Raw genomic sequence first — 24,286 nt, 5'->3', positions numbered from 1 at the left:
GTACAAAACTGCAGCTTCCCCATGATCTCAAGACCTTTGTCGTTCTAGTTATCCAGACATCAAAGCCATTCAAAGAAACGCGTCGCCAACAGTCCACACAGCGCGCCGACCGCCATCATCGGCAGCACGACAAGTTCACGCTTGAGGTCGAAGAAGCCGAGTTTGCAGTTGACGTAAACAATCAGCACCAGCGTCGGGAAGGTATGCAGCGCCACGCCCCAGATCGCCAGGTTCACGCCCCCAATGGTCAGCAACAGCGGTAGCAATACCCACAATGAAACCAGCCGGATCACGTTATCCATGGCCTGGTACTTGGTGTGTCCCAAGGCAATCCAGACCTGGTGAGCCAAGGTATAGCGCAAGGTGAAGAACGATAACGACAGTATAGCCAGCATTGGGCCGGCGCCAGCGTAGCGTTCATCGTACAGCCAGTTGATGAGCATCGGGCTCGCGGTCAGGAACCCTCCACCGATAAACAACAGGCCCAAGTCAGCCAGCAGCCTGAAACGATGATAGAGACTTTTCAGGCGCTCGCTGTCGCCTTCCCTCGCCGCTTCGCTGAATACCGGCAAGGACACGCCCACCACCAGGCGCATCAGCCCCATTTGAATGGAGTTGAGAATCAGGATGGCAATGGAGTAAACGCCCAGCTCCGCCGCCGTCATGCTGGCGCCAAAAACAATTCGGTCGCCGTACATGGCCAGTACCCCAACGATCGACGACAGCAGGATCCAGCGGCCAAAGGCAACCAGTTCGGCTGCAGCAGATCGGTCCCAGTGCACACGGTTTCCTGGCCCGTGCAGCGCTACGTGACTAAGGACAGTGCCGACCAGCGCGGCGACCAGCCCGGCGACCACCAACGCCCAGATCGAGCGGGTCAGGTAGCCGATCACCAGCATCGCTACCAGGCCGGCGACCTGCGACGTCAATTCGATCAGCACCACACGCTTGAGTTGGAAAGAACGCACTGCGACGTCTATGTTTGTTGATTGCAACCCGGAGATGATTGCCGAAATACCAGTGATTGCCATGACCAAAGGCAGTTCGGGCGCCGCGTAGGTGGAATCGGCGGGCCACAGCTGCGCAGCCTGGCTCAGCCACATCCCCAGCGCAATCAATTGGACCACGGCAAACAGTATGACGCTGCGCACCAGTTGCACTGTCCAGGCGGTGTTGAGGAACAGCGGGTCGTCACCCCGTTGGCTCTGGATGATGTTTTGCCGCAACCCCACGTCGGATAGCAAATGAAGGAGTACCAGCAGCGTGGTGGCGATGACCATCACACCAAACATTTCCGGTACCAGCAGGCGAGCGATGATCAGGTTGCCGCCCAGGCGCATCGCTTGCGACGCCACCAGCGAAATCAGGTTCCAGACCCCGGCGCCAATGGCGCGTTTGCGAAGGCTGGCAGGTGGTGACACATCAATCGCCGTCATGTAATCAATCCCTGACTGAATGGCTAGAAGTCACTATAGTTTCATTTAGCCATGATGCTAGCCGTCATCCACCCATGGATAGGTGCCCATAGCCGATGCCTGAACATTTACGTGCGCTTGTCGTCATTCTGCTTGTGGCTGGCGTGGTCTTCGCCATGGCCCGGCGGCCGGCAACCGACCTGATTGCGTTAAGCGACTTCAAGCGGCGGCGCAATCTGTGGTTCGTCTTGACCATCGTGGCATTTGTGTCTCACAGCTTCTGGGTGTACGCCGCCGCTGCTGCAGTGCTGCTGACCCTTGCCAGGCGCCGTGAACGCAATCCCATGGCGCTGTTCTTCATATTGCTGTTCCTCATTCCGCCGGCCATGGTGCCGGTCTCCGGTTTCGGCCTGATCAATTACCTGGTGGATGTGAACCACGTCCGCCTGCTGACCCTGTGTGTGCTACTGCCCGTCGCCCTGAGCGTGCGCAGACGCAGCGATACCCTGCCCTTTGGCCGCACCTGGCCCGACCGCGTGCTGGCCGCAAGCCTAGTGCTGATGATCCTGTTGTACTTGCGCGACACCTCGATCACCGACACCTTGCGCCAGGTGTTGTACCTGTATGTCGATGTGTTCTTGCCGTATTACGTTGCCAGCCGCGCCCTGAAAACCATCAGCGACTTCAAGGATGCCTTGCTGGCGTTCGTGCTCGCCTCGTTCGTCCTGGCGCTGATCGGTGTCGCCGAGTTCATGCGCCATTGGTTGCTGTACAACGGGCTGCTCGAAGCCATGGGCGTGCAATGGGAAATGTCCGGCTACCTGAGCCGCGGCGGCTCATTGCGTGCCAGCGCCACCACCGGGCAGGCGATTGTCCTCGGTTACGTGATGAGCGTGGCGATTGGTTTGTTCCTGTTCGTTCAGGGCTATGTGCGCAACCCGCTGCATCGCTGCCTCGGTGCCCTGCTGCTGGCCGCCGGGCTGGTCGTGCCGTTGTCACGTGGCCCCTGGATCGGCGCCGCGATTATCGTTGTCATCTTTGTCGCCACGGGCAAAAGCGCCGTCAAGCGCCTGGGCCTGCTGGCGCTGGTCGGCGTGCTTTCGCTGCCGCTGCTGAGCGTACTGCCCGGCGGCGAAAAGATCCTCGACATGCTGCCGTTCATTGGCAACCTTGAGAAGGAGAACATCACCTACCGCGAGCGTTTGCTCGACAACTCGTGGATTGTCATTCAGCGCAATCCGTTGTTCGGTTCATTCGATTTTCGCAACACCCCGGAAATGCAGTCGATGATGCAAGGCGGCGGCATTATCGACATCGTTAACACCTATATCGGCCTGGCACTACGGATTGGCCTGGTGGGCATGACGCTGTTCGTGGCGTTCTTCGTCACTATCCTGCTGGCAATCCGCAAGAGCATGCTGCTGGTTCCCGACAAAGACGACGAACAACGACAGCTCGGGCGAGCGTTGCTGGCCACACTGGTCGGCATCATGGTGATTATTTTCACCGTCAGCAGCATCACCGTTATTCCCGTGGTGTACTGGTCGATCGGCGGCCTGGGCGTGGCCTATGCGCAGATGGTCCGCACGCTCAGGTACAGCCCGGCCGCAAGCTCCGCCCGCACTGCCCTTCAACCCAGGTAATGCCAATGAATGGATGCACTTCACGCCTCGGTATTCGAGGCTCGGCACTTGTTAGCCTGATGCTGTTGTCGTTCACCTGCATGGCCAGTGACTGGCGTGTCAGCGTCGATGAACGCAATGGCCTGCCTGTCCTCACCCGCGGCGGCGGCCAGGCAATGATTTCCACGTTCGATTTTTGGGGCGCCAACTGGGGATGGACGTGGATGCCGGTCACCTTCAAGGTCGAGGCCCCCTATCGCTACAGCCTGTCGGGCAGCAACAAAGCGCTGGAATTTGATCTGAATGCCGATATCCAGAAGCAGTCAGCACAGACGATGAGCTGGAATTTCGACCTCAACGCACACAGCCGGCAGGCGGATATCATCGGCGGCGGTATCGTTTTCAATTTCGATCCAGGGTTGATCGCCGGGGAAATGGGTGATCCGGTGTTGTTACCCGACAATCGCGGTTGGTCGTGGGGTAAAAATGCCCAGGGCCCACGCGTCGAGATGCGCTTTGAGCCGCCACTGGCGAAGGTGTATTTCGAACGCGGCAACACCGATGAAGTGCGTGCATTCTTCTACAAAGACAGCATTGCCGCTGGCCGTCAGCAGATCAAAGCGGTGATGAACCTGACCGGCGACATTGCCCTGAGCCCAACGGTCAGCGAGCGTTTCGGCCTGGCCAAGCCTGATTCATGGCCAGACGATCAGCTCGACTGGCGAACCTCTCCGGTTGACCTGTCGTTTCTCAATGCCGCAGAAAAGCCGGCGGGCAAACGCGGCTTTGTCAAAGCTGACGGCGAACGGCTGCTGTTTGCCGACAACACACCGGCACGCTTCTGGGGCACCAACCTGTCGGCCTACGCGATCTTCCGCAGCTCCGATGAGGAAATCAAACAACAAGCCAAGCGCCTCTCGGCCCTGGGCTTCAACCTCGTGCGCCTGCACCACCACGACTCGGCCTGGGTGCTGCCGAACATCTTTGGCGACGGCCAGGTGGTGCACGACACCCAGCGCCTGGATGCCGAGGCGCTGCGCAAGATCGACTGGTGGATCAAGTGCCTCAAAGACGAAGGCATTTACGTCTGGCTGGACATGCACGTACAGCGCTCATTGACCGCCAACGACAACATCTACGGCTTCGATGAACTGGCAAACGCCAACGCCAAGGACGACGATCCGGTCAAACGGGTCGAACTCAAGGGCTACGCCTATGTGAACTTAACCATCCAGCAAGCGATGAAACGCTTTGCCGCAGATTACCTGACCCATGTGAACGCCTATACCGGCCTTGCCTACAAGGACGACCCGGCGATTGCCGCGGTGTTGATCACCAACGAAAACGACATCACCCATCACTTCGGCAACGCTCTGTTGCCCGATAAAGGCGTGCCCAAGCACAACCGCCTGTACATGGACGAAGCCAAGGCCTATGCCGCCCGCCACGACTTGCCCAAGGAGCAAACCTGGCGCTCTTGGGAGCACGGCCCGTCGAAGCTGTTTCTCAACGACCTGGAGCGGCGCTTCAACGTCGATATGATCGAACACCTGCGCAGCCTGGGCGTCAAGGTGCCGATCGCCACCACCAGCACCTGGGGCGGCAATGGCCTGAGTTCCTTGCCGGCACTGACTGCCGGTGATGTGATCGACGCCCACAGCTACGGCGGCGTAGGGCAACTGGAGAAGAATCCGCTGAGCAGCGACGGCATGATCAACTGGCTGGCGGCGGCGCAGGTGGCGGGCATGCCGATGACCGTCACCGAGTGGAACGCCGAACCCTTCCCGACACCGGACCGCCATTCGCTGCCGCTCTATGTTGCCGGCACCGCCAGCCATCAGGGCTGGGATGCCATGATGCAATATGCCTACAGCCAGGAAACCTTCGCCAGCGAATACGTGTCAGCCAGCAACTGGCATGCTTATAACGACCCGGGGCTGCTGGCCACCCTGCCCGCCGCGGCCTTGCTCTACCGGCGTGGAGATGTCCGCGAGGCGACCAGCCAATACGTCTTCGCCCCGAGCGCAGAAACCCTGTTCAACCGTGAGATCACCCCGAGCAATTCAGTGCTGCTGCGTACCGCCATGGAAAAAGGCAAATTGCAGATCGCCATGCCCGCTACGCCGCAACTGGCGTGGCTCAAGCCAAGCACCCTCGCCGCCACAGCCCAGACATTCACTGACCCTGAGCAGTCGTTACTGGAGGCGAACGCCAGCGAATCCACAGTCGATACCGGCGAACTCAAGCGCAACTGGCAACAAGGCCTCTACACCATCGACACCCCGCTGACACAAGCCGCCACCGGCTGGCTCGGCGGCAAGCCGGTCAACCTGGGTGACATACAGGTCCAGGTGAAAACGCCGTATGCCAGCGTCGTCGTGCAATCACTGGATGCCAAGCCATTGAGCCAGTCGCGCGACCTGTTGATTTCCCTCGGCACCCGCGCGATTGCCAAAGAAAACGGCCAGACCCCATTTCATGTCGAACCCCTCGAAGGCACGTTGAAGATCAAGGCACCCGCGGGCCTGAAACTGTTCAGCTACACCCGCCAAGGGCCACTCAAAGCACTACCGACGGCTTACCAGGACGGGTACTACACCCTCACCTTCGAGCCGCAACAAATGTCCAATTGGCTGTTCTTGAAATAGGGCATATCGCCATCTACCCTCAGGAAAGGCCTATACCGCCACCGCTTCATCACGCACGGCAGCACCTGATTCACAGATTGCCCACAGACGCCGCCCGGCGTCTGTAGCTCGACAGATTCCAGGAGGGTTGGATGAAGTTTTTGGTTATCGGTGGCGCAGGCTATATCGGCTCGCACATGGTCAAGCACCTCATGGACAACGGCCACGAAGTGGTGGTGGCCGACACCTGCCCTACAGGTCCGCAGATCAAATGGGTCGAACTGAACATCGCCGATGCGCACGCCCTCGATGCGCTGTTCGCCGAGTACCCGTTCGATGCGGTGTTCCATTTTGCCTCGTTCATCCAGGTCGGCGAGTCGGTCTCAGACCCCGGCAAGTACTACCAGAACAATGTGGCGGCCACCCTGACCCTGCTGCAGGCTATGGTCCGTGCTGGCATCAGCCGGTTGATCTTTTCGTCCACCGCAGCGGTGTATGGCGACCCGCAGTATGTACCGATCGATGAAGCGCACCCCAAGGCCCCCATCAACCCCTACGGGCGCAGCAAATGGATGGTGGAGCAGATGCTGGAAGATTTCGACCATGCGCACGGGCTGAAGTCAGTGTGCTTGCGTTACTTCAATGCCGCCGGTGCAGACCCGGAAGGTCAATTGGGCGAATGCCACGAACCGGAAACCCACCTGCTGCCGCTGATACTGCAAGCCGCTTCCGGCCGCCGTGCCTCGATCACCGTCTTCGGTCGTGACTACCCGACACCCGACGGCACCTGCATCCGTGACTATATTCACGTTGCCGACCTGGTATCGGCGCATTCGCTGGCCGTGGACTACTTGCTGGCAGGCGGAGCCAGTACGTGCTTCAACCTTGGCAACGGTCAGGGTTTTTCAGTGCAGCAAGTGATCGATGCAGCGTGCAGCGTGACCGGTTGCCAGATCATGGTCAGCGATGCGCCGCGCCGCGCTGGCGACCCGCCAAGGCTGGTGGCCGATGCCAGCAAGGCCAAGGCCGTGCTGGGCTGGCAACCGCAGTTCGCGTCTCTGGAACAGATCGTTGCCCACGCCTGGCGCTGGGAACTGAAATACCCTTGGTAGGAGCGGGCTTGCCCCGCGATGCGATGTGTCAGCCACATCGCAATCGCGGGGCAAGCCCGCTCCTACCGGTCAATAGTAAGAACGCGGCTGTACTTCGGCCTTGTTCAGCACCGTGCCGATCACGTTGGCCCCAGCCAGATGATACAGGCAGTCTTCGATCTCTTTCTTGTTGTTCACGCCGTTGGCCACTACCAGCAGCACACAGTCGAACTTCGGCAGCACGGTGATGGCGTCGTCAGAGCTCAACAACGGCGGCAGATCGAAAATGCAGATACGCGAGTCATAACGCTCACGCAGGTCGTTGATCAGGTTGTTGACCTTGGGCGAAGACAGCACCTCGGTCGACAACGGCACTGGTTGTCGGGTCGGTAGCACCACAAAGCGCGGGAGGGTCGGGTTGACCAGCACCTCTTCCAGGCTGGCACTATTGGCCAGCAGCTCATTGAGCGACTTTTCCATTGGCAGGCCCAGGCTTGCACCGACACGAGGACGACGCAAATCGAAGTCCACCAGCAACGCGGTCTTGGTGGTGTGGTGGGCAATACTCATGGCCAGGTTGATCGCCAGCACTGTCTTGCCTGCTTCGGGTGTCGGCGAGGTAATGGCCAGCGTGCGCCAGCCATTCTCTTCCATGGTCTGCAGTACCTGAGTGCGCAGCAGATCGAAAGCCCAACTCATGTTCGAGTTCTTGTTGAACGCGACAATGCGATTGCGCTCCAGGTGCTCGGCACGCAGCGGCACGACCCTGGTTTTCACGTAATCGAACTGTCCCAGCACCTCAGGCTGCTCACTCGCAGGCGCAGCCTGCGGCACCTCCGGGGTAACGGCGCTAACCTGATGAATGTTTTTTCCAATCGCCGGTGTGATCCTGTCCATCGCTGCCGTCCCTATTCAAACCGAGCTAATGCTTTAAATAGCAGAAGATCCAACGGCATGTAGAACATGTGCAGGATCACCAGAAATATCGCAAACAACACCAGCGCAGCGACAACCATCAGCTTGCGCCACTTCTTGCGCTGCGCCAGTTCGGCCTGGGTGGAAATGTACGGAACGGCGACCAGCACCCGTTTACCCAGCACGCTCTCCAGGGCGCCGACGCCACGAATGCGCGACTTGATCATTTCCAGCAACATCACCAGCGCACCGGCACCGGCAGGCGCCAGCACCAAGCCCAGGGCGACGATTTTCTTGCGGTTCGGCTTCACCGGCTTCTCTGGCATCAGCGGTGGCTCGAGCAGCACAAAGCGTTCGGCCTTGTTCTCTTGCTCCAGGCTTTCGGTGATTTTCGCGCCCATTTCCTTGGCGCGAATCTCTTCGTATTTTTTGCGCGCATTGTCGTGGTCACGCATCAGGGTCACCAGACCACGCTCAACCTGCGGGGCCTCGAGAATTTCTGCCTCGTAGCCTTCCATCTTCTTCACCAGCTCGCGCTTCTGCTCAGCCAGCGAGGCGATGCGTTCCTGCGCAGCACCGATCCGGGTTCTGACCCGGGCAACGTCGAGGTTCACCGACGCCCCGGCGACAGCACGGCCACCGGAGGCTTCGAGTGCATCGATCTTGCGTTTGACCGCCACCACATCCGGGTGCGCGTCCTTGTATTTGCTCAGCAGCCGCGTGTACTCCGCCTTCAGGCTTGGCAAGTCCTGCGGCAGATCGGCACCCGCACTTCGGGCACTTTCGGTCTTGGTGGCCAGGCCAGCATTGGCCGCCGACAGCTCCAGCTCCAGGTAGCGCAGTTCCTCTTGCGCGGTTTTGTAGTCGCGATCGACTTCGCGGAACTCAAGTTCCGAACGCGACAACATACTCATGCGCAGTGCCTGATGTTCGGGCAAGGCATTGGCGTGGGTCTGCTTAAAGTCGGCCAACTGGTTTTCCAGGCTAGCCAGCTCGGCACCGAGCTTGTTCGCTTCCTGGGTCAGGAACACCGTGGTTTCGTTGGCGCGCTCGGTGCGTTGCTTGAGGTTTTCGTTGAGGAACAAGGTGACCAGTTCATTGGCCACCTCCTTGGCGACTTCCGGACGCTTGTGCTCGAACGACACGTTGAACGCCACCGTCGCCTCGCCACGCCCCTTGACGTAAGTGCTGAGCGAGGCCACCACAATCGAGTTGCGCATCAGGTCAATCTTGTCCGAGTCGCTGAAGCGCCTGCCCTTCTCGGTAAACAGCTGGTACTTGTCGACAATGCGCAGCAGATTCTCGCGGGTCATGACGCGCTGGCGAATGATCTCGATGCGCTCATCGGCAAAGGTGTTGTTGTTCGCAGACACCAGGTCCGGGGAAATCTGCTGCGACTCCACCAGAATGGTGCCGGTCGATTGATAGATGGGGGGGACGGTCACCGCGACCACCACGGTCACCGCGAGGATGACCACGATGCTCAAACCCAACAGCAGGGCTCGGTCCTTGATAATGGCTATGTAATCGTTGAGGGACATCTCGTATTCAGATTTCATAGAGGCCACACTGCCGAAATTCAGAGGTCGGGAAGTCTGTAGGTCAGCGTCAATCCAACGACTGTTCCTACAGCATCGGGTAAGCCGTCTTGCTGGCGTTCCTTGTACATCAACGATAGGCGCAGATCCCAAAAAGGCGAGAGCTCGCGGCTGGCCCATACGCTGTACGACTGATAGGTATTGGGCGTTTGCCCTTTACTGTCTTGCCATGACGCTTCGAGGCCGACGCGACTGGTCTCGTTCACCGCATAACTCCAGGTACCACGCACCTGATCGATCTCGGCGAAACCGCCCTCGGCGTTGGCGACGGTGCTGCGCTCGGCGCTGATGCTGGCGTCTGCGCGATCACCAAGGTAGCGCAGGGATAGCCCCCCTTCGCCACGCTCACCGCCATCATCGCCGGAGGCTTTGTTCATGCCCACATGCGCAACGCCTTCCAGGCGCTCGGAGAACTGGTACTTCACCCCGACCGTCGGCGTGTAGTTGTTCACCGCCGACGAGGTGCTGTCATCATCAGGCTCGTAACGCCTGACACCAATGCCGGTGAAGAACGCCGTGCGCTCGCTCCAGGCGTAGGTCAAGGTCACGACACTCGACAGTTCGCTGTAGTCGGTCAGCGAGTCGATGTCGTAGCGGGCACGGCTGTACCGGGTCTCGTTGTCCAGGGTGGTGCGCTCGGTGAGCGCGTGGCTCCAGTTGCCCGCCACCGAGTACATCTTCTGCGTGCCGTCGGTGGTCACCACACCGGTGTCCAGCACGGTGCCCGACAGTGTCGAGCTCTCGATGTACTGCGCCAGCAGACCGTAACCGCCTCGCTCGGTTTTACGCTGCCAGCCCAGGCTGACATTCGGGTCTTCACGGTCCGAGACAATGTCGGTGTCGGACGAGCGCAGCACGTGCAGGCCCAGACCAAAGCGCAACTCATCGCGATCGTACGTCCCGACCAGGCTGTAGTCAGGCGCGATAATGGTGTTGGTGACGCCCTTCTCGTCCGAGGTCAACAGCAAAGGATTGCTGTCGTACTCAACCGTGGTCGGCACCGCCACCGAGGAATGCCAGATGGCCGCCTGAGCCCCGTGCGGGTACGGCAAGATCAACATTGCCGTTGCAACACTGGTGATTCGTAGGCGCGCCACTCGCGGTGTCGAAACTTCAGGCCCAGTCAAGGTACGACCAACGTATCGCCGGCCTGAAGTTGGATGTTGGTGGACATGTCATGTCCGGAGACCAAATCCTTGTAGCGCACCGGCAGTATCTGTTGACGATCGCCGTTGCGACGCACCACTTTGATGGCGCTTTCATCCGCGAATTTGTCCAGGCCGCCTGACATGCTCAGGGCCTGAAGAACCGCCGTCGGGCCTGCCATCTGCACTGGGCCTGGTTTGATCACCTTGCCCTGCACATAGACGAGGTTACCGGCGATGCTGGTGACAACAACGCTGACGTTCGGATCAGGTAGGAATTTTTCAAGCTTTTCGGCGACCTCCTTGGCCGCAGTGCTGGCATCCAGCCCGGCAACATCAACGGTGCCTGCCAACGGAAAGGTAATACTGCCATCAGGAAGGACGGTGGTTTCCTGGCGCAGGCTTTCTTCGCCCCAGACCGAAACCATCACTTTGTCACCGGGGCTAAGCAGATAAGCCGTGCCTTTTTCATTGGCAGTGCTCGCACCGGACCAGACCATCAGTACGCAGAGCGTAGAAAACAACAAACGCACCATGGGATCCCTCCGGCCAAGTGGCCTACAAAGAGCACTGAATGAGAACAACGCACAACCTCTCGCTCCACTTCACAGCCCACACTACCGACTGTTATGGCCTGATCGTCCTGCAGGCCTTTCACCGTGACGCCCCAACCGCCCCCTGCAGCGCTGCTGCCTTATGGCTGTTGGCATTTGCAATATAGCAATGGCTTGGGATTTAACAAGGTGCTGGCAAGCCTGACGTCGGTACCCTTCAGGAAGTGCACATACACCTTTCGCATTAGTTGCAATGGTAACGCTCGAGAACAATGTTCACTTACACTTTGCGCCGATTGGCCACTGCAATAAAACCAATCACTGCAAACGCAAATAACCACCCTGCCGTGGTACTCGACACAACGCTCGTTTTATTCACGAACGAGTCGGCAGCCCCGGCGGCACCGCTCAACAGTACAAACAGAAAAATAGACTTGATGAACAGTGTCGAGCGCATAATCCCCTCCAGCAAAGAGGATAAAAACGTTAGTCGGGCGGAAGATTCTGTCGTTGATATTTGGAGCTTATGGGCACTGTGACACTACGTCAATGATCCGACACCATAATAAATCTCAATGGATGCCTATCCACCTCGTCAAATTGTCGTCACTCAGCTTTTGCGTTGCTTGTACCACGGGTGACGAACGCTCTAGGATGGGTATTTGCGGCTGCCCAACAGCTTTTTTCAGCGAGTTTGACAGGGGTGAAAAATAATCAGAATCAGAGGTTCAGAGAACATTCCCGGAAACTTGAATGTCACAATCGAGAGTGCAATGTGTTTCATTGCTGAGAGAACGAACACCAATGCGTTTAATTCGCATCCCGTGATTTGCCGCAGCACCGCCCCTGCTACAGGCAACCCTTTGCACCCTCAGCAGGGAAACAAGTCAAGGGTCCGCTCGACTTCGTCGATATCGATAGTAAAACCATCGCCGTCTGGCGTACCGACGACAAAACCGAAATGCTGATGGTCACGATCGGTCAGGTATTTGTAGTAACTGACGAAGCGGTTGGGCGGCTGCAGCGTCAATAACGCGCCACCTGACTCCAGGACATTGACCCCATGAACCAGCTGGCTACCCTCTACCCCCACCACCATCCTGGCGCCGGCACAGGCGGCGACAATGGCTGGCACCTCGGTTCTGAGCGGGTCAACAATGCGAAACCCCCGAGTTTTATGCAGGTGTTCGGCAATCTGCAGTTCATTGCGCAAAAAGCGCAAATCGCCATCGCCGCCGCGCAACAGGAATACCCCGGGGTGCGACTCATAGCGCACCTGTGAGCGCAGCTTGTCGCCCATGGCCCGGTAGCGTTGGTGCCTGCTGCGATTGTTGCTCATGTCGTCAAACAGCACCACTTCGTGGAAAAACGCACTGCGCAGGCGATACGGGCGCATGTCCAGCAAGTCTTCGTAATCAGGCGCCTGGGTGAATAGCGGATACCTCGCCGACGGCGCAGTGGTCACCGGAACACCTTCATTACAGGCCAGCGCATAGGTCACACAATCTTCCATCAACCAGGTACCGAACCAGGTATTGCCATTTTTCGTGCAGTACACCGCCGCGCGCTCGATCTCGTTCTCCACCAGAATCGGTGGGAAGTTGCTGGGCCGCAACGACACCCAATGGCTGGCATTGCCTTTGTACAGCGCGCCATCGACCATCCACACGTTTTTGATCAAATAACCGCGTGTCGGCCCCTCTTCTAACTTCAGACCGCCTTGCATGGTCTGCGCGGGGTGTACAAACGGAAAAAAACGTTTCGCCTCCCAACCTGTTACGCGCTCCAGCTGATTGGGCAAATAAAATGCCGGTGGCGAAATCGATGTCTCGCCCGGGGCAATTTCCCAGCTTTTTGCGGCGATATGTTTTAAGTCAACGCCGACACTACCAGTTAAGCGCTTTCTGGCCAGGTACTTATAAGCGGCAAGTGTCCATTTGCTTGAGTCAGTAGCCGGTAAATTGCTGAAATTCGAGACATTACTACCCATGAGGCGCCCTCCTTTAAAGCGGGGCCAATTACCAGGCGCAGCGCAATAGTGAGTTCAGCAACGAACGCTATTTAGCTGGATAGAATCCGTTCCATTGCCGGCGGAGATTGTAAGTTGGCGTAGCGACTTCGCAATGTTTCAAGAAACCCTTCACCCGAAGTTTTCGCGCCGTATATATAAATCTTGTGCAAGCCGCCAAATACCATTTCATGGTAACGACTGGCGAATTCTTCATCGCTGGGCCCATCCGGCAGGCCAAGATGCAAGGTCAACTTGTTGCCTTCAACCGCAAACAACGGCGTTTCCCACAGAAATTTTGCAGTGCCTGTTTTGGGCAGTCGCACGAACATGAACGCACTGTTACCCAGCGAATCGATATCACCCCCGCGTCGGCGCTTCCACTTCAATAAGCCATCATCCGGACGCGCCAGGCAAAGTCCGATATCGTAATAGTCGTAGCCCTGCTCCAGCGCCCACTCCAGTGCCATGAAAGTAGTAATGGAATTAACTTCCCGTAGTTTTTTAGCGTCCGAAAAAATAGCTTCACGGTAACCAAAACGCAGGGTGCTCCAATAGCGTTTGCCTTCTCGTGTTATTTCACAACCCAGGTGACAGGCAACGATTTCATCGCCCTGCATAATCAAGTCGAGGCGTCCGACCGTCTTGGCCAGGCGAAACACTTCTTCGGTGGGAAACTGCACGGCATGGATACCCTGCCGGGCGGTGACATACGGCCGAAGCATGAACTCGTCGGCCATCGCGATTTCTTCGTCCGACACCGTCCTGCGCATGGAATACAGCGGCCGGTTCTTGCGAATGCTACGGCGCAGCTCGCTGTCGTAGCGCGAGGTGATATCTTCCAGCGAACGCCCCAGCGGCACCACTGCGCTCAAGTAATGCGGTACGTTCAACGCCCCGGAGGTGGGCATTTCACTGACCACCACCACATGATTGGAGGTGTCAGCTGTGGCCTGGGCCGCAATCTCTGGCGCTGCGGCCTTGTCCAGATGCTTGCCGCCAATCAACAGCTTGGCCATTTCTCGCCGCTGCTTTCTGCCGATATAGAGAAATTCGTATGGGCTTTGCTGCTGCAACCTGAACCTGGCAATCTCCCAGCGCCAAAAGCACGAACGGGCCAGCACCTCTTGTAACCGGCCTGAAACGCGTCTGATCTCGTAGCGCATTGAAGGTGAAATGTATTTCCGGGCTAGTACCGCCAAGTTCTCTTTCATTTCTTCTTCGACGTCCTTTGCTGTTGTCTGGTGGGCAGCTCAGAAAAACATCAGGGTGCAACTCGAATTTCACGCTTATACGCCTGATAAATAAGACTTTATTGGCAATCTAGCTTTATCACATTCAGTAACAATTAAAGATCCAAGGCAACCACTTTGCAAGACACAAATTGCGGCATTTGGCCATTAATTTTATGGCGTCAATTTTCCTTGCAAGCCTGATCTGTACGAGCCTGCGTCTCTATCGGAAGTTCCTCCTCGTTAACGCCTGGCGGGCAAGCCAGCACCCAGCGTAAACAACTATGTACCACCGCTGCCAGGGTTACATCCTGCTTCCTGAGTGCCCTTCAAACAGGAGCACCCAACATGCCCTCGATCGCCCTGGAAAACCCGCACCATCACTTCCTGCAGCGCCAGTTACCCCCCTGGGCCCAACACGCTGTCCCTTCGTTGTGGCATCGCCTGCTCGACGCGGTTGTGCCTGCTCAAGGCACGCTGGACGAACAAGCCGCCTGGTTTGCCAATGCCGCCCCCGATCTGCGCGAGGCAGTTCAAGCCAGCCAGGCTCGCTTGATGCACTCACAACGGACCTTGGCTCGCGCATTGAAAGGGTTGAAAAACATTGCTGAATTTGCCGAACCTTTGCTGGCGCACGCATTGCTGAGCCAGCATCAGTTTTCCGCCTCACTGCGGACCACTGAACTGATCCATATCCACCACCTGTTCACCTGGGAAACCTACGTCAGCAGTAGCGAATGCCGCAGCCTGCTCGAAGCGGCGTTACACAATTTCGAAGAGGATGTGCAGTTCAGCCGCGAAAGCGCCCTGGCGCTGGCCGGCAACATACAGGTGGAGAAAACCAAAGTGATCGGCAAGTCGCCTCTGGGCGACAGTGAAACACGGGTAGACATCACCCTTGACTCCGAGACCTATCAGATCACGCCGCTAAGCCTGGCCCCCGAGGCATTCGCACGCACCTGCCGCGAACTCGACCTTGGCCAGCTTTACCAGGATCACCTCAGCACGCATCTGGCCCCAGCGCACATCGCAACCTTGATCACCAAGGTGCACCAGGACCGCCTGCGCCTGGCGGCAGATATTGCCTACCTGCGTCTACGTATCAACGGAGCAGCTCTGGACTCCGTGCAAGCCATGCTTAGCGACGACACCTCGGCGCGCAGTTGTAGCCAACTGAGCGTGTTCGGTATTGTCTTGCACGAGACCCTGGTTATCGATCTGGATCACGCGGGTTTGCTTCTCTACTTGCCCGGCCAGGACGCTGAGCTGCAGCAGTTCGATAGCCTGCTTACTCTGCACGACCATCTGCGCGACGCTTTGTTGTCGGCTGAGGTGCGCCAGCGTTTTCTCGCCTACATGCCGCACGACCAGCAAGCCACCTTCCTCAGCCGTTTGCACCAGAACCTCGACGCCGATGACCATACGCCCGATGATCAACGCTGGCCTTTGCGAAACGAGGCGGACCTGCGCCTGGCCAAGGTCGCCATCGACGGACAGCTATACGATTTTCTGCACCAGGATGCGCTTGCTCGCCTCAAGGCTGAAGCACGCCAGATAGCAGTGCCTACTGCCGAGGTCGACGAGCAGGAACGTAAACGGCGCCTGGCACTCTGGGAAAGCGTCAGCGTCAACACCCTGATGCTGGCCGGCATGTTCATTCCCGCCGTCGGCGCGCTGATGATCTACGTCATCGCCTACCAACTGCTCGATGAAGCCTACGAGGGCTACCAGGCATGGAGCGTGGGTGACCGCCAGCTGGCGATGCGCCACCTGAAAGTGATTGGCCTGAACCTGGCAGTGATCGGCGGCGTGCATGTCGCCGGCAAATATTTGCCCAAGCTGTTCAACAGCACGCTGATGGAAAACCTCGATCCCGTCACGCTCCCCGACGGCAACCCGCGCCTGTGGAAGCCGGACCTCGCAGCGTACCGAAGCCCGGTGCAGTTGCCAGAAAGCCTCAAGGCTAACGCCCAGGGTCAGTACCGCTACCAGGGCCGTTATTACATCCGCATGGACGGCGCATGGTACGAACAACGTTTTGACGCCGACCTGCAGCGCTGGCGCATCGCCCATCCAACCGATGCGCAAGCCTATCAGCCACGCCTTGAGCACAACGATGAGGGCAGTTGGCGCGCAGAGCATGAACTGCCGCAGCACTGGTCCCCAGCAACCTTGGTAAGGCGCCTGGATCACCGCCTGGAAGGGTTCAACGACGAGCAACTTAAACAGGCCATGCGTATCAGCGGCATCAGCGCCGAGCAACTGCGCTATATACACCTGGCCAATGACCGGATACCAACTTTGCTGGCCGACACACTGCAACGCATGTCGATTGAAGGTCAGGTGCAACGTGCCCTTGGCAACACCCCGGGAGCAGATACCGAAGCACTGTTCGAACAGCTGTACAACGGCTCACTCCCTGCCAGCACCGCGCAGGCGCGATTGATCGCACAGTACCCACGCATCAGCCTGTCGATGGCCAGGCGTTTGCTCGCGCCCCTGAGCCCGAGTGAGCTGCTGGCGCTGGACGGCCAGACGGCACTTCCGGCCTGGCTGCAACACGCCGCTGAACAACTCTCCAGTGACCTGCCTTTGGCACGCGCACTCGAAGGCCTGGCGCTCCCTCGTTTGTCTGGCCGCGATACTGAACGACTTGCCCTGCTGGCAATGCGGCGCTTGCCGGGCTGGCCTTCCAGCCTGCGCCTGGAGTTGCGCGCCGGTAGCGCAGAGGGGCCAGTGCTCGCCGAGGCGGGAACCAACGACGCAACAACGCGGCGGGTGCTGATCAAAAGCGCCGAAGGCTATGAACCCTTCAGTTACGACACACCGCGTCCCGGCGAGAGCACTACTGACCTGTGCACGGCAATCGCACGCACGTTGCCGGCCAAGCTGCGCCAAAGTATGGGCCTTGAGCAATCGGCCGGTGAGACGCTGCGCTTGCGCCTGCTCAAAACTATCAATACCGACCGCAAGCTATGGACACACCGACTGTTCAAGCCTAGCAACGGCTGGCCCAAGCAGACAGGGCTGCGTGGCGGTGCACCCTTAGACCCAACGCCCCCTGCTAACTCAGCACCGCACTTGCGCAGTTCCCTGATCGCACGTTACCGGCGGCTGTTCCCAAATGCCGGCGACCAACAAATCCAGCAACTCTTTTCACAGTGGCAGCGGGAAACCCGCTTCATCTCTGTGGAATTGCAGGCGCTGGAAGACCGCCTGGAAGCCTTGCACCGTGACTTGCGGCTTTGGGCCGGGAACCTCCCCCGGCGGCAACGCGCTATCAGGACCATCACGAACGCCTGGCGACGTATCTCGACCCAGGCGGCATTCAACGCCGAGCAGTTATTCCAGCTCGATCTGGCGCACCTTGAACTGGAAGACGTGGACATCCTTGAGCTGGCCTTGCCCGATGACTTCCAGCACGTGCAAACCGTCGACCTGAGCGGCAACCCGGCGCTGAGTTCGTTGCCGGCCGAGTTCCTTGAGCGCTTCCCGCAACTGAGCTGCCTTTACCTGCGCAATTGCCGCTTCTCGCGCATTCCACAGGTCGCCAGCCCACAAGAGCTGAATTGGCTGGACCTGGAGGGTAACCGCATCACCTGGGATGCCTGGAACCAGGTTGCCCTGAACCGCCTGCAAAATCTGGACATGCTCGACTTATCCAGCAATCCCTTGATCGAGTCGCCCAGTCTGTACGCCATGCCTAGATTGCGCTCCCTGCACCTGGCCAACTGTAGCCTCACCCAGCTCCCTGAAGGCATCGCAACACTCGAAGCGCCAACGCTGATCAATCTGGAAGACAATCAATTCCAGTCACTGCCGCGAAACTTTCATATACCGCGTGCCCACGGGGCGGCCATGCGCCTGCTCAGCGACGCGCTGAGCCCTGCAATGCGAGAGCAGATCACCACCTACTACATGGAAAACGGTGTGGACCTGATGCTGGCCGACAGTGACTACGATGAATTGTTGGAGGGTATCAGCGCCGTGCAGCGTGCACTGTGGGAGCGCCTGCCGTTGGATTTCCGCCGCGACCTGTGCTCGTTGCTCGAAGAGGATGACTACATCGCCGACCCGCAAGGCGCGCAAGCGGCTGTGTGGGCACGCCTGGAGCGTATGGATCGGGACGCCGACTATTTTGCCCGGGCCGTGGACCTGGGCGGCGATCACTTGCTGCAATTGCCGCTGGATTGAGCGCAGCCTCGAGCATCGTCAGTTGCAGGGTTGCAGCTGCCAGGTCTGGTGATCCTGTAACCAGGCCTGCAGCGCCTCGGCAGGCATCGGTCGCCCCATCAAAAAGCCCTGGCCCTGATCACATCCGGCATTGCGCAGGAACTGATACTGAGCCAGGGTCTCGATGCCTTCGGCAGTGATGCGAAAGCCCAGGGCGTGCCCCAAGTCGATGATTGCGCGGGTAATGGCCACCGCGTCATCATCACCGGGCAAGTCCTTGATGAAAGCCCGATCGATTTTCAAATGATCGATGGGTAAGGACTTCAAATAAGCCAGCGATGAGTAGCCAGTGCCGAAGTCGTCCACGGCAGTCGCCACCCCCATGGCCTGCAATTGCGCCAGGGCCGCGCAGGCCTGTTGCTGGCTTTCCATCAGCAGGCTTTCGGTGATTTCCACCTCCAGCAGGTTAGCGGGCAAATCGTAGCGTTTAAGCATCTGCGACAGGCTGGCTACATAGTCACTGCGCTCAATCTGCAAGGCCGCAACGTTGATTGCCACCGGTCCCGGCAAACAGTCGGCGGCACGCCAGGCGGCGATCTGTGCGCAGGCAAGATCGAGCACTTTTTCACCCAAGGGGATGATCAGCCCCGTGCGTTCGGCCAGCGGAATGAACTGCGCCGGCGACACCAGGCCATGCTGCGGGTCGCGCCAACGTAACAGCGCTTCAGCGCCTTTGACGCGGCCACTGAACAAATCGATCTTGGGTTGGTACCACAACTCGAACTCATTGCTTTTCAGGGCCCTGCGCAGGTTGTGCTCCAACGACAGCTGTGCCTGCAAGCGCAGGGTCATGTCGGGGTGATACAAGCGCCAGGCATTGCGCCCGCTCTCTTTGGCCGCGTACATGGCGGTGTCGGCATGGCGCAGCAAACGATCGCTGCTCTGACCATGTTCGGGGCACCAGGCCAGGCCAATGCTGCCGGTGACCAATGCGGCGTTACCGTTGAGTTCGAACGGCAGCTGCAGCGCTTGCAACAGGCCTTGCACCTGCTCGATACACACCTGTTCGGCACCGGTTAGAAAGAAGGCAAACTCATCGCCACCCAGGCGGCACAGGCCATCCTGATCATCGACCAATTGCACGAAACGCGCCGTGGCCTGTTGCAGCAACAGATCGCCCATCGGATGCCCAAGGCTGTCATTGACCTGTTTGAAGCCGTCGATGTCCAGCACCAGCACCGCCAACGGCTTGTCGCCACCGATCGCCTGTGTCAGGCGCTGATTGAACAACACCCGGTTAGGCAGGCCGGTGATCAAGTCAAAATGCGCGAGCCGCTCCAATTGCGCCTGCGATTGTTTGAGTTCATGGTTGCGCAAATGAATCAGGCGATTGCTGCGGTTGAGCTGAGCGACGAACACACTGAACAAGCCGGTGCAGGTCAAGGCAAACAGAAACAGCGGCGAGGCGAACAGGCTCATCGACGGCCAGCCACCCAACGGGCGCGCGGCCAGTTGCCAGAGCCCGCCCGGCACATCGACATTCACGGTGACGGCATGTTCGTCGAACAGGTTCGGGTCACCCCAGATCATTCCGCCCGCCGAACCCTGACCATCCGCGCCACGCAGCGCCATCTCGAACCCTGGGTCCAGATCCAGGCCAGCGGCACTGAGCAAGCGGTCAATGTCGGCAACGATCGAGACATTGCCCCAGTACATCTTCACGCCCTTGTGTCCCTTGAGAAACACCGGTCGCCGGTAGATCAGCCCGCGCCCGCCCTGATACAGCTGCACCGGGCCGGCCAGCACCGGACTGTAATGGTCGCGCGCACGTTGCAGCATGGGGTATTGGTCGGGCAACCGCCGGTAGTCAAGGCCGATGACACTGCGGTTGCCAGTCAACGGGTAGACATCGGCAATCACATCGCCCGGGGCCAGGGAAACGTGGCGGATATGCGGCACCGAGGCCATCGCCTGACGCGCCATGTCACGAAAGTGCTCGGAACTGATCTGCCCGTCGGCGCTGAGCAACTGCGCAATGCCTTCGGTTTCACCAAACGCCGAACGCAACTGTGCTTCCAGCGCCGCGCGCACACCCGAGAGCCGCGCCGCCGCGTTGGCCACCAATTCGCTTTCCTGGCGCTGCACATCCAGACGCCCCAGGGCCACGGAAAAGCCAATGCCAATCAGCGCAAAGCCGATCGGCAACAAGCGATTGAGGGTGATGCCCAGGGACGCAGGCAGGACCCATTTATTACCAAGGGCGAGAATTCTCGAGCTCATAGGTCCATTATTCGCGGCGGATTACTGCTTTATCGGCATTCACGGAACAATATTGAGTGAGGCTGGCTTTTTTTAGCAGGCTGGCGTTATGCTCGAACTGAAACGTTTCACCCATCACAGAAAAAGAGGTGCTGCGCCCATGGACCGTCTGCTCGATTCGCTGTTTCCCACTGCCAACGAGATCCCCGAGGCCTACCGCCTGGGCGAGCCTCTGGAGCAACGCGAGTACCTGGTGAATGGCCAGTTAGAACGTTGGGACGGGCCACTGGCGACGGTACGCAGCCCGGTCTGGCTCAAAGAGGGCAATGAGGAACGGCAAGTGATCCTCGGCAGTGCACCACTGCTCGATGCCGACACCGCCCTCACCGCCCTCGATGCGGCGGTACACGCCTATGACAAAGGTCGCGGCCTATGGCCAACCATGCGGGTCGCCGAGCGTATCCAGCATGTCGAAACCTTTCTGAAAAAAATGCGTGAACAACGTGAGGCCGTGGTCAAACTGCTGATGTGGGAAATCGGCAAAAACCTCAAAGACTCGGAGAAAGAGTTCGACCGCACCTGCGACTACATCGTCGACACCATCAATGCCCTCAAGGAACTCGACCGGCGCTCCAGCCGCTTCGAGCTCGAGCAGGACACCCTCGGCCAGATCCGCCGCGCACCGCTGGGTGTGGCGTTGTGCATGGGGCCGTACAACTACCCGCTGAACGAAACCTTCACCACCTTGATTCCGGCCCTGATCATGGGCAACACCGTGGTATTCAAACCGGCCAAGTTCGGCGTGCTGTTGATTCGTCCGCTGCTGGAAGCGTTCCGCGACAGTTTTCCGGCCGGGGTGATCAACGTTATCTATGGCCGCGGCCGCGAAACCGTCAGCGCCTTGATGGCCAGCGGCAAGATTGATGTGTTCGCCTTTATCGGTACCAACAAGGCCGCCAGCGACCTGAAAAAACTTCACCCACGGCCACATCGGCTGCGCGCCGCCCTCGGTCTGGACGCCAAAAACCCGGGGATTGTGTTGCCGGAAGTCGATCTGGACAACGCCGTCAGCGAAGCCGTCACCGGTGCCCTGTCGTTCAACGGCCAGCGTTGCACAGCGTTGAAGATTCTGTTCGTCCACGAGCAGGTGGTAGCGGCCTTTCTCGACAAATTCCAGCGCAAGCTGGCCGCGCTCAAACCAGGCATGCCCTGGGAGCCGGGTGTGAGCCTGACGCCACTGCCCGAAGCCGGCAAAATCGACTACCTCAACGGCCTGGTCGCCGACGCGGTGGAAAAAGGCGCGCGGGTGCTCAATGAGGGGGGCGGCAGCAGCCGTGGCTCGTTCTTCTACCCCGCCCTGCTCTACCCGGTCAGCGCGCAGATGCGTGTGTACCAGGAAGAACAGTTCGGCCCTGTGGTGCCGGTGGTGCCCTACCGCGACCTGAGCACCGTCATCGACTATGTGCTGGACTCCGACTTCGGTCAGCAGTTGAGTATTTTTGGCACCAACCCAGCCGAAGTCGGACGCCTGGTCGACACCTTCGCCAACCAGGTCGGGCGTATCAACCTCAACGCCCAATGCCAGCGCGGGCCCGACACCTACCCGTTCAACGGCCGCAAGAACTCCGCCGAAGGCACCTTGTCCGTGCATGACGCATTGCGCGTGTTCTCGATCCGCACCTTGGTGGCCACCAAATTCCAGGAGGCCAACAAGCAGTTGATCAGCGAGATCATCCGCAACCGTGACTCAAGTTTCCTGACCACCGATTACATCTTCTGACTGCCGTCCGTCCAGCGCCGCGGATTTTGATTTGCCGAACCCGCGAAACTGTACAAATATACAGTTTCGCGCCCTCCACTTCGCGGCGCGCTAAGGAGGATCTACAAAATGGCCGTCAAACCAATCCCCGAAGGACAACACAGCATCACCCCTTACCTGGGCATCAAAGATGCCGGTAAGGCCATCGAGTTCTACAAAGCTGCGTTCGGCGCAGTCGAGATGTTCCGACTGGAAGGACCGGATGGCCGTATCGGCCATGCCGAGTTGAAAATCGGTGATTCGTCGCTGATGCTGGCCGACCCGTGCGATATGGAAGGCGGCCTGGTCAGCAGCCAGTCGCTCGGCGGCGCGGCCATCGGCCTGCACCTGTATGTCGAGGATGTCGATGCCCGTTTTGCCCAGGCCATCAAGGCCGGCGCTACCGAACTCAGGGCCGTGGAGAACCAGTTCTACGGTGACCGCAGTGGCACCCTGAAAGACCCGTTCGGCAATCTCTGGTTCATCTCCTCGCACGTCGAGGATGTCTCGGTAGAAGAAATCCGCGCCCGCGCTGCCAAGCTGTTTGCTGGAAGTTGAAAGCGTTAAGCTGCAAGCTGCAAGCACGTGTACAACTGCGCTTGCAGCTTGAAGCTTGCCGCTAAGGACTGCCATGCGAATTATTGAAAAAAATGCCGTGCTGGTGCGCACCCTGACGCCTGCCGAGGATGAACTGCTGAGTGGCTTCGTCCAGGGCACGCTGGCAGGTCCGCGCCTGTTGCAGGCCAATCAGTTGCTGCTGAAGATTCGCGCCGACGGGCATTGGCTGGCCTGCGATTGCCAGCCGCGCGCGTTGCCGGTGCTCAATGTCAATCTCAATGGCAACACCGGCACGCTGTTCTTGAAGAATAACCCCGGCACCGCCGAGCATGCGCCTGACTGCGCCTTCATCAAAGACGAGCGGGAAACTGCCCGCCCGCAAGACACCGACGTTGCGCCAGCCGCCTGGTTGCCTCCCGACACCCCGTTGCGCCTGCTCAGCGACTTTCGCCGCAGCGCTGCAGGCACCACGGGCGAACCGGCTGAAGGTGGCGAGAAACGCGAACAACAGCGCTTGCTGTCATTGCTGCTGACCTGGGTCGAAGCCGGTGGCTTGAACGTCTATGCCACGCACCTGAAGAAAGACCTCAGCGGGCAATTTGCCGAACTGCGCAGTGTCGCCAGCCGTTATCCGTTGATTGAGCGGGTACCTGCCAGCAACTACCTGGAAACCCGCCTGGACATGAAGCACATGATGATGCTCAAGGCACGTCTGCGCGACTCCAGTGCCTTCGGCAACCATCGCCGCTATGGCCTGATGCTCGACTGCGTCAGTCAGTTCAAGGCACGCAAGGTCTACAACGATCGCAGCGATGACGGATTCGATTTCCAGGGCCACCACCTGTTGTGGGGCGGCAGTAAAACCTCCGGGCCATTGCTGGCCCTGGCCATCTATTCACCGGCCAGCGCCGGCAGCCAGTTCTATGAGCTGATTCATGTTGCCAGCGTCCCGGTGTTGTCACGCGGGCATTTTTTCCCGGTGTACCGTGATGAAGAACGTGAGCCGCTAAAGATGCTCATTTCGCTGATCGACTGGATGGCCAGCAAAGGCGTGAAGGTGATCCTGCGCCGCCCGGTGATTGGCGGCCAGGGCACCGATGCGTTGGTGCTCAGCGCCGACCAGGACCGCGTCCTGTCGGTGTCGCTGACGGCACAACCGCTGGGGCCAGAACCTGAAGGCGAAACCTTCAAGCGCTATGCCGACTTCAAAAGCCTGGAAACCTTCCGCAAGTACGTGGCAGGCTTCTTCATGCGCGGCCGTGAGTGATCGCGGCCCCCTCGGCGCATACCG

At 59.1% G+C, this 24,286-nt stretch carries 16 protein-coding genes; 7 read left to right on the top strand and 9 right to left on the bottom strand.

Translation table 11 applies throughout. The features are described 5' to 3' along the window. Window positions 1-59: 59 nt before the first annotated feature. A complete protein-coding gene (locus ACP6KB_RS12075; RefSeq protein ID WP_442113948.1) occupies window positions 60-1,436 on the bottom strand; it encodes an oligosaccharide flippase family protein in 1,377 nt (458 codons plus the stop codon). 95 nt (window positions 1,437-1,531) lie between these two features. Here ACP6KB_RS12075 and ACP6KB_RS12070 point away from each other — a divergent pair, with 95 nt between their 5' ends. From ACP6KB_RS12070 to galE, 3 genes are all read left to right on the top strand, one after another. Then, window positions 1,532-3,058: an O-antigen ligase family protein gene (locus ACP6KB_RS12070; protein ID WP_442113947.1), complete on the top strand. Its 1,527-nt coding sequence runs from the start codon at window positions 1,532-1,534 to the stop codon at window positions 3,056-3,058. A gap of 5 nt (window positions 3,059-3,063) precedes the next feature. After that, window positions 3,064-5,685, top strand: a complete 2,622-nt coding sequence (locus tag ACP6KB_RS12065) for a cellulase family glycosylhydrolase (RefSeq protein ID WP_442113946.1) — start codon at window positions 3,064-3,066, stop codon at window positions 5,683-5,685. Window positions 5,686-5,816: 131 nt separating this feature from the next. Further along, complete coding sequence (gene galE, locus ACP6KB_RS12060) at window positions 5,817-6,776, top strand: UDP-glucose 4-epimerase GalE (protein ID WP_442113945.1); 960 nt, start codon at window positions 5,817-5,819, stop codon at window positions 6,774-6,776. Window positions 6,777-6,845: 69 nt separating this feature from the next. On the opposite strand, the gene ACP6KB_RS12055 is transcribed toward galE, so the two are convergent. The 7 genes from ACP6KB_RS12055 to ACP6KB_RS12025 form a co-directional block, all read right to left on the bottom strand. Further along, a complete protein-coding gene (locus ACP6KB_RS12055) occupies window positions 6,846-7,652 on the bottom strand; it encodes a CpsD/CapB family tyrosine-protein kinase (RefSeq protein ID WP_442113944.1) in 807 nt (268 codons plus the stop codon). Window positions 7,653-7,663: 11 nt separating this feature from the next. Continuing rightward, on the bottom strand, window positions 7,664-9,229 hold the full coding sequence (locus tag ACP6KB_RS12050; protein ID WP_442113943.1) for a GumC family protein: 1,566 nt from the start codon (window positions 9,227-9,229) through the stop codon (window positions 7,664-7,666). 20 nt (window positions 9,230-9,249) lie between these two features. Then, a complete protein-coding gene (locus ACP6KB_RS12045) occupies window positions 9,250-10,365 on the bottom strand; it encodes a hypothetical protein (RefSeq protein WP_442113942.1) in 1,116 nt (371 codons plus the stop codon). Between the two features lie 26 nt (window positions 10,366-10,391). Further along, window positions 10,392-10,949: a polysaccharide biosynthesis/export family protein gene (locus ACP6KB_RS12040; RefSeq protein ID WP_442113941.1), complete on the bottom strand. Its 558-nt coding sequence runs from the start codon at window positions 10,947-10,949 to the stop codon at window positions 10,392-10,394. Between the two features lie 298 nt (window positions 10,950-11,247). Continuing rightward, entirely contained in the window at window positions 11,248-11,424 is a 177-nt protein-coding gene (gene eppA, locus ACP6KB_RS12035; protein WP_165957318.1) for an EPS-associated small membrane protein EppA, read from the bottom strand. 414 nt (window positions 11,425-11,838) lie between these two features. Next, window positions 11,839-12,957, bottom strand: a complete 1,119-nt coding sequence (locus ACP6KB_RS12030) for a glycosyltransferase 61 family protein (RefSeq protein ID WP_442113940.1) — start codon at window positions 12,955-12,957, stop codon at window positions 11,839-11,841. Window positions 12,958-13,028: 71 nt separating this feature from the next. After that, entirely contained in the window at window positions 13,029-14,189 is a 1,161-nt protein-coding gene (locus tag ACP6KB_RS12025; RefSeq protein ID WP_442113939.1) for a hypothetical protein, read from the bottom strand. A 366-nt stretch (window positions 14,190-14,555) separates the two neighbouring features. Between ACP6KB_RS12025 and ACP6KB_RS12020 the strand changes: the two genes are divergently transcribed. Beyond that, complete coding sequence (locus ACP6KB_RS12020; RefSeq protein ID WP_442113938.1) at window positions 14,556-18,401, top strand: dermonecrotic toxin domain-containing protein; 3,846 nt, start codon at window positions 14,556-14,558, stop codon at window positions 18,399-18,401. An 18-nt stretch (window positions 18,402-18,419) separates the two neighbouring features. Here ACP6KB_RS12020 and ACP6KB_RS12015 read toward each other — a convergent pair whose 3' ends face one another. Then, complete coding sequence (locus tag ACP6KB_RS12015; RefSeq protein ID WP_442113937.1) at window positions 18,420-20,660, bottom strand: putative bifunctional diguanylate cyclase/phosphodiesterase; 2,241 nt, start codon at window positions 20,658-20,660, stop codon at window positions 18,420-18,422. A gap of 139 nt (window positions 20,661-20,799) precedes the next feature. Here ACP6KB_RS12015 and ACP6KB_RS12010 point away from each other — a divergent pair, with 139 nt between their 5' ends. From ACP6KB_RS12010 to ACP6KB_RS12000, 3 genes are all read left to right on the top strand, one after another. After that, complete coding sequence (locus ACP6KB_RS12010; RefSeq protein WP_442113936.1) at window positions 20,800-22,419, top strand: NADP-dependent glyceraldehyde-3-phosphate dehydrogenase; 1,620 nt, start codon at window positions 20,800-20,802, stop codon at window positions 22,417-22,419. 108 nt (window positions 22,420-22,527) lie between these two features. Next, window positions 22,528-22,995, top strand: coding sequence for a VOC family protein (locus tag ACP6KB_RS12005; RefSeq protein WP_442113935.1), 468 nt, complete (start codon window positions 22,528-22,530; stop codon window positions 22,993-22,995). Window positions 22,996-23,068: 73 nt separating this feature from the next. After that, window positions 23,069-24,262, top strand: coding sequence for a hypothetical protein (locus ACP6KB_RS12000; RefSeq protein ID WP_442113934.1), 1,194 nt, complete (start codon window positions 23,069-23,071; stop codon window positions 24,260-24,262). The last annotated feature ends 24 nt before the right edge of the window (window positions 24,263-24,286 follow it).

The organism is Pseudomonas sp. NUPR-001 (genome assembly GCF_052147955.1).
In the GTDB taxonomy this organism is placed as follows: Bacteria; Pseudomonadota; Gammaproteobacteria; order Pseudomonadales; family Pseudomonadaceae; genus Aquipseudomonas.
Note: the sequence above shows the minus strand (reverse complement) of the source record. Positions and strands in the feature narration are given on the sequence as shown.

What these genes read in the sequence shown, in the direction of transcription:
- ACP6KB_RS12040 (WP_442113941.1), bottom strand. Translation starts at nt 10,949, where the DNA reads ATGGTGCGTTTGTTGTTTTCTACGCTCTGCGTACTGATGGTCTGGTCC.
- ACP6KB_RS12065 (WP_442113946.1), top strand. Translation starts at nt 3,064, where the DNA reads ATGAATGGATGCACTTCACGCCTCGGTATTCGAGGCTCGGCACTTGTT.
- galE (WP_442113945.1), top strand. Translation starts at nt 5,817, where the DNA reads ATGAAGTTTTTGGTTATCGGTGGCGCAGGCTATATCGGCTCGCACATG.
- ACP6KB_RS12000 (WP_442113934.1), top strand. Translation starts at nt 23,069, where the DNA reads ATGCGAATTATTGAAAAAAATGCCGTGCTGGTGCGCACCCTGACGCCT.
- ACP6KB_RS12010 (WP_442113936.1), top strand. Translation starts at nt 20,800, where the DNA reads ATGGACCGTCTGCTCGATTCGCTGTTTCCCACTGCCAACGAGATCCCC.
- ACP6KB_RS12075 (WP_442113948.1), bottom strand. Translation starts at nt 1,436, where the DNA reads ATGACGGCGATTGATGTGTCACCACCTGCCAGCCTTCGCAAACGCGCC.
- ACP6KB_RS12050 (WP_442113943.1), bottom strand. Translation starts at nt 9,229, where the DNA reads ATGAAATCTGAATACGAGATGTCCCTCAACGATTACATAGCCATTATC.
- ACP6KB_RS12030 (WP_442113940.1), bottom strand. Translation starts at nt 12,957, where the DNA reads ATGGGTAGTAATGTCTCGAATTTCAGCAATTTACCGGCTACTGACTCA.
- ACP6KB_RS12055 (WP_442113944.1), bottom strand. Translation starts at nt 7,652, where the DNA reads ATGGACAGGATCACACCGGCGATTGGAAAAAACATTCATCAGGTTAGC.
- eppA (WP_165957318.1), bottom strand. Translation starts at nt 11,424, where the DNA reads ATGCGCTCGACACTGTTCATCAAGTCTATTTTTCTGTTTGTACTGTTG.
- ACP6KB_RS12020 (WP_442113938.1), top strand. Translation starts at nt 14,556, where the DNA reads ATGCCCTCGATCGCCCTGGAAAACCCGCACCATCACTTCCTGCAGCGC.
- ACP6KB_RS12015 (WP_442113937.1), bottom strand. Translation starts at nt 20,660, where the DNA reads ATGAGCTCGAGAATTCTCGCCCTTGGTAATAAATGGGTCCTGCCTGCG.
- ACP6KB_RS12025 (WP_442113939.1), bottom strand. Translation starts at nt 14,189, where the DNA reads ATGAAAGAGAACTTGGCGGTACTAGCCCGGAAATACATTTCACCTTCA.
- ACP6KB_RS12070 (WP_442113947.1), top strand. Translation starts at nt 1,532, where the DNA reads ATGCCTGAACATTTACGTGCGCTTGTCGTCATTCTGCTTGTGGCTGGC.
- ACP6KB_RS12005 (WP_442113935.1), top strand. Translation starts at nt 22,528, where the DNA reads ATGGCCGTCAAACCAATCCCCGAAGGACAACACAGCATCACCCCTTAC.